Source organism: Flavobacterium sp. (genome assembly GCF_044357305.1).
GTDB lineage: Bacteria > Bacteroidota > Bacteroidia > Flavobacteriales > Flavobacteriaceae > Flavobacterium.
The window spans coordinates 1-14,324 of sequence record NZ_JBIKPS010000022.1; the positions used below are offsets into that span (position 1 = coordinate 1).

The 14,324-nt window shown below is 33.6% G+C and carries 14 protein-coding genes; 6 read left to right on the forward strand and 8 right to left on the reverse strand.

The genetic code is table 11. From position 1 onward, the window contains the following. The 5 genes from ACIQ2J_RS11885 to ACIQ2J_RS11905 form a co-directional block, all read left to right on the forward strand. The coding region (locus ACIQ2J_RS11885; RefSeq protein WP_396167308.1) for an IS3 family transposase at window positions 1-93 on the forward strand (93 nt) is incomplete at its 5' end. 570 nt (window positions 94-663) lie between these two features. Next, complete coding sequence (locus ACIQ2J_RS11890; protein WP_396170060.1) at window positions 664-1,314, forward strand: phosphatidylserine decarboxylase family protein; 651 nt, start codon at window positions 664-666, stop codon at window positions 1,312-1,314. Continuing rightward, window positions 1,315-1,587, forward strand: coding sequence for an acyl-CoA-binding protein (locus ACIQ2J_RS11895; protein ID WP_396170062.1), 273 nt, complete (start codon window positions 1,315-1,317; stop codon window positions 1,585-1,587). Window positions 1,588-1,591: 4 nt separating this feature from the next. Further along, window positions 1,592-2,362 (forward strand): superoxide dismutase, encoded by a 771-nt coding sequence (locus ACIQ2J_RS11900; RefSeq protein WP_396170064.1) that lies wholly within the window; start codon window positions 1,592-1,594, stop codon window positions 2,360-2,362. A gap of 107 nt (window positions 2,363-2,469) precedes the next feature. Next, window positions 2,470-4,713 carry a M20/M25/M40 family metallo-hydrolase gene (locus tag ACIQ2J_RS11905; protein WP_396170067.1) on the forward strand — a complete coding sequence of 748 codons (2,244 nt, stop codon included), beginning with the start codon at window positions 2,470-2,472 and terminating at the stop codon, window positions 4,711-4,713. Between the two features lie 75 nt (window positions 4,714-4,788). Here ACIQ2J_RS11905 and ACIQ2J_RS11910 read toward each other — a convergent pair whose 3' ends face one another. The 3 genes from ACIQ2J_RS11910 to ACIQ2J_RS11920 form a co-directional block, all read right to left on the reverse strand. Continuing rightward, a complete protein-coding gene (locus tag ACIQ2J_RS11910) occupies window positions 4,789-5,829 on the reverse strand; it encodes a PLP-dependent cysteine synthase family protein (RefSeq protein ID WP_396170069.1) in 1,041 nt (346 codons plus the stop codon). A gap of 68 nt (window positions 5,830-5,897) precedes the next feature. Continuing rightward, window positions 5,898-7,958 carry a S9 family peptidase gene (locus ACIQ2J_RS11915; protein WP_396170071.1) on the reverse strand — a complete coding sequence of 687 codons (2,061 nt, stop codon included), beginning with the start codon at window positions 7,956-7,958 and terminating at the stop codon, window positions 5,898-5,900. A 99-nt stretch (window positions 7,959-8,057) separates the two neighbouring features. Continuing rightward, window positions 8,058-9,692, reverse strand: coding sequence for an ABC-F family ATP-binding cassette domain-containing protein (locus ACIQ2J_RS11920; protein ID WP_396170073.1), 1,635 nt, complete (start codon window positions 9,690-9,692; stop codon window positions 8,058-8,060). A 266-nt stretch (window positions 9,693-9,958) separates the two neighbouring features. Between ACIQ2J_RS11920 and ACIQ2J_RS11925 the strand changes: the two genes are divergently transcribed. Then, on the forward strand, window positions 9,959-11,182 hold the full coding sequence (locus tag ACIQ2J_RS11925; protein WP_396170075.1) for an MFS transporter: 1,224 nt from the start codon (window positions 9,959-9,961) through the stop codon (window positions 11,180-11,182). Between the two features lie 95 nt (window positions 11,183-11,277). Here ACIQ2J_RS11925 and ACIQ2J_RS11930 read toward each other — a convergent pair whose 3' ends face one another. The 5 genes from ACIQ2J_RS11930 to ACIQ2J_RS11950 all read right to left on the reverse strand — a co-directional run bounded on the left by ACIQ2J_RS11930 (window position 11,278) and on the right by ACIQ2J_RS11950 (window position 14,293). Then, entirely contained in the window at window positions 11,278-11,577 is a 300-nt protein-coding gene (locus tag ACIQ2J_RS11930) for a type II toxin-antitoxin system RelE/ParE family toxin (protein WP_396170077.1), read from the reverse strand. Window position 11,578: 1 nt separating this feature from the next. After that, entirely contained in the window at window positions 11,579-11,824 is a 246-nt protein-coding gene (locus tag ACIQ2J_RS11935; protein ID WP_396170079.1) for a hypothetical protein, read from the reverse strand. Window positions 11,825-11,856: 32 nt separating this feature from the next. Beyond that, window positions 11,857-12,072 carry a putative signal transducing protein gene (locus tag ACIQ2J_RS11940; RefSeq protein WP_396170081.1) on the reverse strand — a complete coding sequence of 72 codons (216 nt, stop codon included), beginning with the start codon at window positions 12,070-12,072 and terminating at the stop codon, window positions 11,857-11,859. 285 nt (window positions 12,073-12,357) lie between these two features. Further along, on the reverse strand, window positions 12,358-12,978 hold the full coding sequence (locus ACIQ2J_RS11945) for a DEAD/DEAH box helicase (RefSeq protein ID WP_396170083.1): 621 nt from the start codon (window positions 12,976-12,978) through the stop codon (window positions 12,358-12,360). Window positions 12,979-13,129: 151 nt separating this feature from the next. Beyond that, window positions 13,130-14,293: a sigma-54-dependent transcriptional regulator gene (locus ACIQ2J_RS11950; RefSeq protein WP_396170085.1), complete on the reverse strand. Its 1,164-nt coding sequence runs from the start codon at window positions 14,291-14,293 to the stop codon at window positions 13,130-13,132. Window positions 14,294-14,324 lie beyond the last annotated feature (31 nt).

Here is a 14,324-nt window from a genome sequence, read left to right on the forward strand (position 1 = left end):
AAGTATATTATCTATTACAATAACGTCAGAATTAAATCAAAATTAAACAAAATGAGTCCGATAAAATATCGAACTCATTATTATCAAAATTAATTATAAATTTGTCTAAACTTTTGGGTGCAGTCTAAATCAAGGTTTTTTTTATTCTATCTTTTATGCACCAAGTTCATTGCGAGGCACGAAGCAATCCGAAACCATAATATAAAAGCACCAAAATTACTTGTTGCTGCCATTTACAAACCTGTAGCTACCTTAATTTCTAATTTTTGTTAATGTAGCATAATTTTACCGTAAAATTACTTTTAGACACCTTCTACAATGTTGCCGAGGGCATAATTTTACAATTGTAGATAAAAAATTATAATTTTTAGGCATAAAATTAAATGTAGATGACATCTACAACATTGCCGATGGCATATTTTAATAATTTCAAGGTAAAGTAATACAACATTTTGGCATAAAAATATTTGCAGGAAATACAAATAGTAATAAAGATAATTTTCTATACAAAAGTTTTGATATAATTTAATTACTTTTGCAGTCGTAATAATTATTTTTTTATTGTGAACTAATACTACTCTAACCTGTTTCATTGATCACTTAAAACAATATTTTAACACTTACAATTAAACACCAACGACTTACACAAATACAAAATACACCATGTTTCATAAAGAAGGCGCAAAGATTATTCTTATTTCTACATTTGTTTTTACTATTTTATTACTAGCAACTCCTTATATATCTAACAATCCTTGGGTATTAAAACCAATTCAACTGTTTTTAGTAGCAATGCTTCTAATAGTTTTGCAGTTTTTTAGAAACCCAATTCGAACATTAGAGCCAAACGATAATTTGGTATATGCTCCAGTAGATGGTAAAGTTGTAGTTATTGAAGAAGTATTTGAACCAGAATATTTCAAAGACAAACGAATTCAAGTATCTATTTTCATGTCCCCTATCAATGTGCACGTTACTCGTTACGCCATTAGCGGAAAAGTAAAATACAGCAAATACCACCCAGGAAAATACCTTGTGGCTTGGCATCCAAAGGCAAGTACCGAAAACGAACGAACTACAGTAGTTATTGAAAATCGAGTTTTTGGCGAAATTTTATACCGTCAAATTGCAGGGGCTTTAGCCAAAAGAATTGTAAATTATGCTAAAGAAGGAATGCAAGTTAGACAAGGTGACGATGCCGGATTTATAAAATTTGGTTCAAGGGTAGATATGTATTTCCCACTTGGAACAACTATTAATGTAAGCTTGAATCAAAAAGCTATAGGAAATCGAACTATTATTGCAACTAAATAAATGCCAATAAACGATCTAGAAACACGTTTTGAAGAAGCCGTAGAATTAGCAAATTCTATGACACAAACTTCGTTACCTCAAGATGTTCAGTTACGACTTTATGCCTTATACAAACAATCTACTCACGGTACTATTGATACTAGAATATACCCAGTTTATGATTTAAGAAATGCCTTCAAAATGAATGCTTGGATGCAAATAAGTCATTTAACCGAAGACCAATGTAAAGAATTGTATATTGAAGCCATCCATTCATTAGTTAAAAAGAAATAACCCAATGAAAAAAATAGTAGTCCTTTTATTCAGTGCTTTTTTTATTCTTGCTGTAGGTTCTTGCAAAAGAAAAAAATATACCGAAGTGGTAGAAGTGCCGCTTCCTTCGGTTGCAGAAAAATTAACTCTTGGTTCTCCAGAAGATGCAAAAGCAGAACCTGGAGCTTTTGAAATTACTAAACTACCCTTTGGTTATGATGCATTGGCACCAAATATAGATGCTCAAACTATGGAGATACATTATTCCAAACAATATGTAACCTTTACCAATAATCTAAACAAAGCTCTTGTAGAAACTGAATCCGAAAATATCCCAATAGTAGATATCTTTAAAAAATTAGATATATCCAATACCGATTTAAAAAACAATCTTGGTGGCTATTACAACCATACCTTGTATTTTGATAATTTAACTCCAAAAGGTAATGGTAAACCAACCGATACTTTGGCAAGTTCTATCGATAAAGATTTTGGCTCGTTTGAAGATTTGAAAACCCAATTCAAAGAAGCTGCTAACAAGCAATTTGGCTCTGGATGGACTTGGTTGGTAGTAGATAAAACTGGAAAACTCCAAATAACTTCTACCCAAAACCAAGATAATCCATTAATGCCGAGAGCAGAAGTTACTGGAACTCCTATTTTAGCTTTAGATTTATGGGAGCATGCGTATTATTTAAACTATCAAAATAATCGAAAAAAATATATCGATAACTTCTTCAATATAATTAACTGGAAAAAAGTTAGTGAAAAATACGAAGAAGCTATAAATAATTAAAAATAGTTACTGAGAATATCCCAAAAAGGTAAAAACTATTTGGGATTTTTTTTTATCAATTCAGTACCTTTAAACATTAATAAAAACACCTCATTTAATTCAATAAAATGTATTCAAATACCATTAAAAGGAATTCCTTTTTTCAATTATTAGTAGTATTGGTATGCTTTAATGCTATCGGACAAGAAAAAAATCTAAAAAATATTCAAAAACTTACTTTTGGTGGCGATAATGCCGAAGCCTATTTTAGTCCGGATGGCAAAATGCTTACCATGCAAGTAAACAATCCTAAAATGGGAATGTCTTGCGACCAAATTTATCTATTGGATTTACAAAACCCACCCTATTCTACCGATAAATTAAAAGCAATTTCATCTGGAAAAGGAAGAACAACTTGTTCATATTTTATGCCTGATGGGAAGCACATTATTTATGCTTCTACTTTTGCTTCTAATGATGCATGCCCTGCACCACCAAAACCACACGATGGTAAATACCTTTGGGCAGTGTATCCAGAATTTGAAATTTATATGGCCGATTTAAATGGTAAAATTGTAAAACAATTAACCAATTCTCCAGGATATGATGCCGAAGCAGTAGTTTCTCCCGATGGTAAAAAAATAGCCTTTACCTCTATTCGTTCTGGAGATTTAGAGCTTTGGACCATGGATATTGATGGGACTAATTTGAAACAAATTACTTTCGGATTGGGTTACGATGGCGGAAGTTTCTTTTCACACGACAGTAAGAAATTAGTTTTTCGATCTTCTCGACCAAAAACCGAAGCCGAAATTGCCGATTATAAAGCTTTACTACAAGAAAACGTAGTTGCTCCTACCGAAATGGAAATCTATACATGCAATATAGATGGTTCGGATATTAAACAAATTACTCATTTAGGAAAAGCCAATTGGGCACCATTTTTCCATCCTTCCGATAAGAAAATTATTTTTTCATCCAACCACCATTCTACACATGGATATGATTTTCAGTTGTACCTGATTGATTTGGATGGCACTAATTTGAAACAAATTACTTGGGAGAGTGAATTCAATGCGTTTCCTATGTTTTCTCCAAATGGAAAAAAATTAGTTTGGTCTAGCAATCGAATGCAAGATTCTAAAAGAGAAACCAATGTTTTTATTGCAGATTGGATGGATTCTGACGAATCAGAAAATACAAAACCAGAATTACTAAAAAAACACATTTCCTTTTTAGCTTCTGAGGAATTAAAAGGTAGATTAACCGGATCTGTTGGCGAACAAAAAGCAGCCGATTATTTATCAACACAATTCAAAGCATTAGGATTAAAACCATACGAAGGAAAAAATTACATTCAAAAATTTGATTATAAAATTCGATTAAATCCTAAGGACTCCATTAACGATAGTAGCGTTACTAACACTGGAAGAAATGTAATTGCCTACCTAGACAATAAAGCTTCTAAAACCATTGTTATTGGAGCACATTACGACCATTTGGGTTTAAACGAGCACAACAATTCTACCAAAGTAAATTCGAAAGGCGAAATCCACAATGGTGCTGATGATAATGCCTCTGGAGTTTCGGGAGTGTTAGAATTGGCGCGTATGTTTAGCAAAAATAAAACAACCGAAAAAGCAAATTATATTTTCGCACTTTTCTCTGGAGAAGAAGATGGTTTGATTGGCTCCAAGCACATGGCAGAAACACTAAAAGCAAATTATCCAAATGTAGTAGCAATGATTAATATGGACATGATAGGTCGTTTAAACCCGAAAAAAGACCTAATTGTTGGAGGGATAGGAACTGCATCCGAATTTAAAGCACTAGTAGAAAAAAATAAGTCCGCAGGTTACAACATTACTCTAGAAGAAAGTGGCGTTGGTCCAACCGATCATACATCTTTTTATTTAAAAGATATTTCGGTATTGAATTTCTTTACAGGAACCCATAGCGATTACCATAAACCTAGCGATGACGAAGATAAAATAAATTATACTGGTGTTACCAATATTGTAGATTATGTTTTTAGAATTGCGAATGCTGTTGCCGATTTGGATACCGTTACTTTTACAAAAACCAAAAATAACGCTGGTAAAACAAGACCAAAATACAAAGTAACTATGGGTATCATGCCGGATTATACAGAACATGGAGACGGTTTGCATGTAGATGGTGTAACTGAAAATAGACCTGCCCAAATTGCAGGAATTAAAGAAGGTGACATCATTACCAAAATTGGAACAAATGAAATTAAAGAAGTTTACAGCTATATGGATGCTTTAGCTAAAATCACTCCAGGAGAGGAACTAGAAGTTGTTTTTATTAGGGATGGAGAAACCAAAACAGTGAAAGTAAAATTTGAATAAAACCAAAAAAACCAACTCTTTATGAGTTGGTTTTGTTTTATATTTAATAATTTAAGTTTGTTTACAAATAATTAATTACTTAATAAATTCTATTTTTTGTACTTCTTCAGTATTAACACTATCAAAGAATCCTTGCTCGTTCATCCAATCATCACTAAATACTTTACTCATATAACGTGATCCGTGATCCGGAAAAATAACAACTACATTACTATCCGCAGTAAATTCGCCTTCTTCAGCAAATTGTTTCACCGCTTGAAGAGCAGCTCCAGAAGTATATCCTACGAATAATCCTTCTTTTCTTACAATTTCTCTTGCTGTATGAGCACTTTCTTCGTCGGTTACTTTTATGAATTTATCGATAGATTCAAAATCGGTAGCGGTTGGAATTAAATTCTTTCCAATACCTTCTATTCTATAAGGATATATTTCGTCGTTATCAAATTCTTTGGTTTCATGGTATTTTTTCAAAACCGAACCAAAAGCATCTACTCCTAAAATTTTAATCTCCGGGTTTTTCTCTTTAAGGAATTTTGCAATTCCGGAAATTGTTCCACCGGTTCCACTACAAGCAACAAGGTGGGTAATTTTACCAGACGTTTGTTCCCAAATTTCTGGTCCAGTAGTTAAATAATGTGCATCAATATTTAACTGATTAAAATATTGATTAATGTAAACCGATCCTTTTGTTTCTTCGTGTAATCGTTTTGCTACATTGTAATACGAACGTTCATCGTCTGCAGAAACATGAGCTGGGCAAACATAAACTTTGGCACCCAAACTGCGAAGCATGTCAATTTTATCTTTGGATGACTTAGAAGTAACCGCAAGAATACAACTATACCCTTTAATAATACTTACCATTGCCAAACTAAAACCCGTATTTCCGGAAGTAGTTTCAATAATGGTATCACCAGGAGTTAATATTCCTTTTTTTTCTGCTTGTTCAATAATATATAAAGCGATTCTATCTTTAGAGGAATGTCCAGGATTAAATGCCTCCACTTTGGCATAAAAATTACCAACAAGATTTTCGGTAATTCGGTTTAGTTTAATAAGAGGTGTGTTTCCTATTAATTCCAGAACATTATTGTAGGCTTTTATTTCTTCTTTCATAAATAAAAAAATTTGTTTGGGCATATATTTAAATATTAGTAGCCCCGTAACTTCGCAAATTTAATAAATTATTTTTTAATTTTTTCTAAATCTAACAAAAAACTGAATTCTTTTGCCAATTCTTTTAGTGCTTCAAATCTTCCAGAAGCTCCACCATGCCCTGCATCCATATTGGTATCGAGTACTAAAATATTTTTATCGGTTTTGGTAGCACGCAATTTGGCTACCCATTTAGCTGGTTCCCAATACTGTACTTGCGAATCGTGCAAGCCAGTTGCGATATACATGTTGGGATAATTTTGAGCTATTACATTATCATACGGCGAATAAGAAAGCATGTATTTGTAAAATTTCTTTTTATTTGGATTACCCCATTCGTCGTATTCTCCTGTGGTTAATGGAATAGTTTCGTCTAGCATGGTCGTTACAACGTCTACAAATGCTACCTGGGCAATAATCCCATGGTACAATTCGGGTGCCATATTGACAATCGCTCCCATTAGTAAACCTCCTGCAGAACCACCTTCGGCATATAAATGTTGCGCGGAAGTATATTTTTCAGCAATCAAAAATTTAGAACAATCTATAAAATCGGTAAACGTATTTTTCTTTTTTAATAATTTTCCGTTTTCATACCAATGCCTTCCTAAATCTTCGCCACCACGAATATGGGTAATTGCAAAAATAAATCCGCGATCTAAAAGGGATAATCTAGTAGATGAAAACGAAGCATCTATTGAATATCCGTAAGAGCCATAGGCATATTGCAACAATGGATTTTCTCCATTTTTTACTAAATCCTTTTTATACACCAACGACATTGGCACTTTTGTGCCGTCACCAGCAGTAGCCCAAACGCGTTCTTCTTTATAGTTATTTTTATCAAATTTTCCTCCCAGAACTTGTTGTTCTTTTTGGATGAATTTTTCTCTGGTTTTCATATTGAAATCAATCACCGAGGATGGCGTTGCTAACGATTGGTAGGAATAGCGCAAAATATCCGTATCAAAATCAACATTGGAACTTGTGCTGGCAGTATAGGTTTCGCTATCGAATGGCAAGAAATAGGCTTCTTCCCCACTCCACGGTATTATTTTAATAGTATTCAATCCGTTAGCACGTTCTTCAACGACTAGAAAATTCTTAAAAATTTCAATATCTTCTAGTAATATATCTTCTCGATGCGGAATTACCTCTATCCAATTCTCTTTGGCAGTGGCAGTTTCCAAGGTTTTCATCAGTTTGAAATTCTCGGCTTTGTCTTTATTAGTAAGGATATAGAAACTATCGTTATAATGGTTGATGGTGTATTCTAAACCGCGAACTCGCTTTTGAAACATCTTAAATTTTTCATCTGGTGTATTGGCATCTAGAATTTGATACTCGGTTGTAAGCGTACTTCCCGACTCAATTGCGAGGTATTTTTTTGATTTAGACTTGGCAATTTCTACATTAAACGTTTCGTCTTTTTCAAAATAGATTAAGACATCGTCTTCTTGTTTTGCGCCTAATTTATGTTTGAAAATCTTATCCGAACGCAAGGTAACAGCATCCTGACTGGAATAAAATATAGTATGATTATCGTTTGCCCAAACGGCAGAACCAGTAACATTTTCTATAGTATCCGATAAAATTTCGTTGGTAAGTAAGTTTTTTATTTGAATGGTATAAATTCTACGTCCAACACAATCAAAACTAAATATAGCCATGGTGTTATCGGGACTTATGGACAAACCTCCTAATTGAAAGAAGGGCTTTCCTTTGGCAAATACATTTCCATCAAATAAAATTTCTTCTGGAGCTGAAAGGGTTTCTTTTTTTCTAGAATAAATAGGATAATTCTGACCAATTTCAAATCGGGTAATGTAATAATATCCATTATAAAGATAGGGTACCGATTGGTCGTCTTCTTTAATTCGGGCTTTCATCTCTTCAAACAATTCCTTTTGAAAGTCTTTGGTATCGGCAGTTACAGCGTTATAATATTCATTTTCTTTGTTAAGATAATCGATAACTTCAGGATTCTCTCTATCGTTAAGCCAATAGTAATTATCCACACGAGGATGTCCATGAATTTCTAAAGTATGCGGAATTATTTTTGCTACAGGAGGCTGGAGTTCTGTGTTCATAGTTGAATTTATAATAGTACCAAATTTACGGTAAACCAAACAATATTAAAGGTAAATCAAAATTTTATTATTGACATTGCTAAATTTCAAAAATAAATACTATTTCTCTATCTCTCGCATAGAATCCATTTTCTTGTGAGCCAAAAATCCTTTAATATCTTCAAAATGTTCTTTCACACGTTTATGACCAAATTCAAATACTTTAGTGGCTAATCCGTCAAGGAAATCTCTATCGTGCGAAACTAAAATTAAGGTTCCATCAAAGTCTCGAAGCGCATCTTTAATAATATCTTTAGTCTTCATATCCAAGTGGTTGGAAGGCTCGTCTAGAATCAATAGATTAACTGGTTCCAACAATAATTTTATCATTGCCAAACGGGTTTTTTCACCACCCGAAAGCACTTTTACTTTCTTAGTAACATCGTCACCATGAAACATAAAAGCACCTAATATGTCTTTTATTTTGGTACGAACATCGCCTACCGCAACATCGTCAATAGTTGAAAATATAGTACCATTTTCATCTAATAAAGACGCTTGGTTTTGAGCAAAATATCCAATTTGAGCATTATGTCCAATTTCAACCGAACCACTGTTGATTTCAATTTCTTTCATAATGGCTTTAATCATGGTAGATTTTCCTTCGCCATTTTTTCCTACGAATGCTACTTTGTCGCCACGTTCAATTACGATATTGGCATCTTTAAAAATAAGATGATCACCATACGATTTTTCTAAATCCTTAACAATTACTGGGTAATTCCCAGATCGAACTGCTGGAGGAAATTTTAATTTTAATGCCGAGGTGTCTACTTCGTCTACTTCAACAATAACCAATTTTTCTAACATTTTAACCCTCGATTGTACAGCATCCGTTTTAGAGAAAGTTCCTTTAAATCGATCAATAAACGCTTGATTATCGGCAATCATTCTTTGTTGCTCGTCGTAGGCTTTTTGTTGGTGAATTCGTCGGTCTTTACGCAATTCTAAATAATGTGAATATTTGGCTTTATAGTCGTAAATTCTTCCCATGGTAACTTCAATAGTTCTATTGGTAATATTGTCTACAAAGGTTCTATCGTGCGAAATTACTACTACTGCTTTGGCCGAATTGATTAAGAAATCCTCTAGCCATTGGATACTTTCAATATCCATATGGTTAGTTGGCTCATCCAGTAAAATCAAATCGGGTTTTTGCAAAAGGATTTTTGCCAATTCAATACGCATTCTCCAACCACCTGAAAACTCGGAGGTTTGACGCGTGAAATCTTCTCTTTCAAATCCAAGTCCTACTAATATTTTCTCAACTTCTGCTTCGTAATTAATTTCTTCAATAGCATAAAACTTCTCGCTTAAATCGGAAACACGCTCAATAAGTTTCATATACGCATCACTTTCATAATCGGTACGAATGGTTAATTGTTCGTTGATTTCGTCAATTTCCGATTTCATTTTGAAGATTTCTCCAAATGCTTTCGATGCTTCTTCCATAACGGTAGCGCCATCAGAAGCTAATAAATGCTGCGGTAAATAGGCAACAACAGCATCTTTTGGAGTAGAAACATTTCCGGTGGAAGGTTTAGATTCACCCGCAATAATTTTCAAAAGTGTCGATTTTCCGGCGCCATTTTTACCCATTAGGGCAATTTTATCGTTTTCATTGATAGCAAAAGTTACATCGCTAAATAAAGTCGTTCCGCCAAAATTTACGGAGATATCGTTAACTGTAATCATTTTTTGGGTGTTGGGTTTGAGGTTTAGGGCATTGGAACTGTACTTAGAACCAAATACCTAAAACCAAGTATTTTTTTAAAGGTGCAAATATAACTTAATAAAGGAAATAGGCAATTTGGAATAATGAAAAAAAGAAGGGGTTTTCAGCTGATTTTATAAAATGCTGGCTAATTTTTTAAAGTTTACATAAAAAGAGAACTTTTGTCGTTTAAAAATTAAAATCAACAAGATTATTCCATTAATTTCGCACCTCAAATAGTAGAGATATGCCCTTAATTGACTACCATTTTTTGGATAAAATGTTGCCAAAAGCTAAGATTAAAAAGTCTTTTACAAAACTAAAAAGTTCTTATTTAATCCGAGTACGATTTGCAACAGCCTTATTTTATTTTGGAATGGGATTTTGTTTTGCTACTTGGGCAAGTCGGATTCCAGATTTAAAATTGAGTTTAAAATTAAGCGAAGCCGATTTAGGAACATTATTGTTTGCTTTGCCAATCGGACAATTGCTTGCAATGCCTTTATCCGGAAAAGTTGTAGCCCATTATGGAAGTCGGAAAATTGCAATTATAGGATTATTTGTTTATGCCTTATTTCTTTCCTTTCTCGGATTAGCAACCCAAAGTTGGCACTTAGGATTGGGATTATTTCTCTTCGGATTTTTTGGGAATTTCTGTAATATTGCGGTCAACTCGCAAGGCGTTTTCACCCAACAATTGTTTGACAAACCCATTATTGGCTCGTTTCATGGCTCTTGGAGTTTAGCCGGATTTTCGGGTGCCTTATTGGCTTTGCTAATGTTATTTTTAAAACTAACTCCTTTTCAACACTTTTTGGTAGTGGTGGTTTTAATAAGTTTACTAATCGTCTTCAACTATAAATTTCTAGTAAAATTCAAGCCTCAAAAAATAGAAGTAAAAGAAAAAACTTCTTTTTTTAAAATCCAAGATACCTCCTTAATTTGGTTTGGAATCATTAGTTTTTGTTGTATGGCTAGCGAAGGGATTATGTTTGATTGGAGTGGTGTTTATTTTAAAGAAATTGTGAAAGCACCGGGAGCATTAGTGATTTTAGGGTATACTTCTTTTATGATAACTATGGCAATAGGACGATTTTTGAGTGACCTATTGGTTCGGAAATTTGGCTCAAGAAACGTATTAATCACTAGTGGAATTATGATTTCAACAGGATTGTATAGTGCTGTTTTATTTCCTTATTTGATAAGTTGCACCATTGCTTTTATGCTAGTTGGTTTTGGAGTTTCTAATGTGATTCCGATAGTTTTTAATGCTGCTGGAAATAGCAAAAAAGTTCCCACGAGTATTGCCTTAACAATAGTTTCCAGTATTAGTTTTATGGGCTTTTTAATTGGCCCACCCGTAATTGGTTACATTGCCCAAATGACTAGTTTGAGATACTCTTTTGCATTTATAGGGATTTTCGGAATCGTAATTTCCTTGCTAACCTATAAATTGAAATTGTTTAGATAGATTTTTTTGTATCCATATATAGATAACACCAAATTATTTCATTGCCATTTAAGTTTTGAAGAAACCTATTATTATGCAAGTTAAATACATTGGAGTTACTTTTTTAGTTTTATTGGATTTTGACGAGAATCAAAAATTTGTAATATTCGAATTTCGGATTCCGAATGAATTTTATAAATGAGTTTGTAATTACGCACAACCATTCTCCTGTAGGGTTCTCCTAAAAATTCATCTACTTGAAATTGTTCTGTAAAATATATTTTTTTACTTTGATTTACAATATCACGTATTACATTTTTTGCTGCTTGCGGCGATTTTAATTTGAGATATTCAAAGATTAATTTCAAATCTGCTTTTGCTTCATTATCCCACAAAATTTTTATAGGCCTAGACATTTTACCAATTTTCAATTTCTGTTTCTAAATCTTCAATTGTAGTAAATTTTCCTGAGGAAATTCTAGAGTCGGCTTCCTTAACCATTTTAATATATTCCAACCTATCCACTGGATAGCCACTTATGGTGTGAGCAACCACTTCTTTATCTAAAACCGATTTTAATGCAATCAATTTCTTAAGTTTACTTTCATCCTGAATATGAAGTAACCAGTCCATAAGTTCCTTTTTGGCAGCAGTTATGTCCATAATATAAAATTTGAATTACAAATATACAAAAATTACATATTCATTCTAAACTCCTCAATAACAGGATTTGCTTTTCCGAAATCAGTTTCTTGTATGAATAACTCTACTGCTTTTGAAGTTGCAATACTTGGCAATACGTTAGCTTGATTATTGTTTCTAAGTACTACATTAATATCCGATTCTTCTAGTCTTTCTTTTAAAGTTACTGCTAGAATTTCTTCTCCTGAAAATATTTTTATTAAGCCCATTTTATGTTTATTGTTTGTTGTTTGTAGTTTATTGTTTGTAGTTTGTTGTTTGTAGTTTGTTGTTTGTAGTTTGTTGTTTGTAGTTTGTTGTTTATTGTTTGTTGTTTATTGTTTGTTGTTTATTGTTTATTGTTTATTGTTTGTAGTTTGTAGTTTATAGTTTTTGGTTTGTTGTTTTGCTTTCATTTCATCTGCTCTCAATGTAAACTGCTGATTACTGAAAAACTGAACACTGAACACTGAGCACTGAAAAAACTGAGCACACTGAATACTGATTACTGAACACTACTCCTCCTCTTCCATTTCGAAGAAAATAGGCTCTATCATTATGTTATTGGCTAACGACTCTACTCTTTCGGTAATTTCAGAGCAAAAGAAAATGCGTTGGGTTTTATCGATACTTGAGGACAATCTCAAAATCACTGCATCTACGCGGTTTCTAAAAAGTACTTCGGAGTCGTCTACAACAAACATTTTAATAGTATTAATATTAAATCCTGCAGAAGAAAATAAGGCATTTATTCTATTTGGAGTTCCGATAAGTACATCCAAACCTAAAGAAATGATGTTTTTATCGTAGTCAATATCGCCTTTATCGTGAACTCCTAAAATACTTAAATCGGTGTAGGTTCCAAGTTTTAAGAAAAGTTCTTCCATTTCAAGTACTTTTTCTTTATTCTCAACAATAATCAAAGCACGGGTGCTTTCGCCCATTGTTTTTTGCAAACGTTGGATGACGTTCAAAACAATAGTAGTTGTTTTTCCGGTTCCAATTGGAGATTGAATTACAGCATCAGCACCACTTTTTATAGCAGAGAACGTTTCTTGTTGCATTTCGTTAGCCTCAATTAAATCAAATTCAATTAGTGCTTGTTGCAGATCGGGGTTTATTTTTTTTAATTGCATTTTTTGGGTTCTAGGTTTTGGGTTCTAGGTTTTGGGTTTTGGGTTTTGGGTTCTAGGTTTTGGGTTCTAGGTTTTGGATTATAAAAACCTTTTTAACTTTCAACTTTCAACTCACAACTTTCAACTCACAACTCACAACCCACAACTTTTATTATTTACTAGCAAACAACTTAACATCTAGTTCGGATATTTCGCTTCCGCCTAGTATTATCAATCGTTCTACTACGTTTCTTAATTCGCGGATGTTACCCGTCCAGTCGTATTCTTGCAGTAATTTAATGGCTTCTTTAGAGAATATTTTGGTGGCATTTCCTTGTTCTTCTGCTATTTTTACAGCAAAATGTTCGAGCAGCAAAGGTATGTCATCCCGACGCTCATTCAATGCAGGAACTTTAATTAATATTACTGCCAATCGATGGTATAAATCTTCCCGAAAACGTCCTTCTTCAATTTCTTTTTTAAGGTCTTTGTTGGTTGCAGCAATAACCCGAACGTTAACTTTAATATCTTTATCGGCACCAACACGTTGTATCAAACTTTCTTGTAAAGCACGCAAAACTTTGGCTTGAGCCGCCAAACTCATATCGCCAATTTCATCCAGAAAAATAGTACCGCCATCGGCTGCTTCAAATTTTCCTGCTCTGTCTTTTACTGCCGATGTAAAGGCACCTTTCACGTGACCAAACAATTCGCTTTCAATTAATTCGGATGGAATTGCAGCACAATTCACCTCGATTAATGGATAGGCAGCACGTTCGCTTTTTTCATGTAATTGGTGGGCAACGAGTTCTTTTCCGGTTCCGTTTGGGCCTGTGATTAAAACCCGAGCATCGGTTTGGGCCACTTTTTCAATCATTTGCTTGATATGATTGATAGGTTCTGAGTTGCCTATCATTTCATAGTTTTTGCTAACTTTTTTCTTTAGAATTTTATTTTCAACTACGAGTTGTTTTTTGTCTAATGCGTTGCGAACGGTATTCAATAACCTGTTTAAATCGGGTGGTTTTGAAATATAATCAAAGGCTCCCAAACGCATGGTTTGGATTGCGGTTTCCATGTCGCCATGCCCAGAAATCATTACCATTGGAATTTCGGGTTTGATTTTTTTAACGGCTTCTAGCAGTTCTACCCCGTCCATTTTTGGCATTTTGATGTCGCACAAAACCAAATCGTAATCGGTGTTTTTTATTTTTTCAAGTCCTTGAATTCCATCTTCGGCCTCTTCTACTTGGTAGGTAACGCTTTCTTCGGAAAGTATTTTAGTCAATACTCTTCGGATGGATGCTTCGTCTTCTATGATTAGTATTTTGGACATTTTTTGGTTGTATGTTTTTATGTTGTGTGTT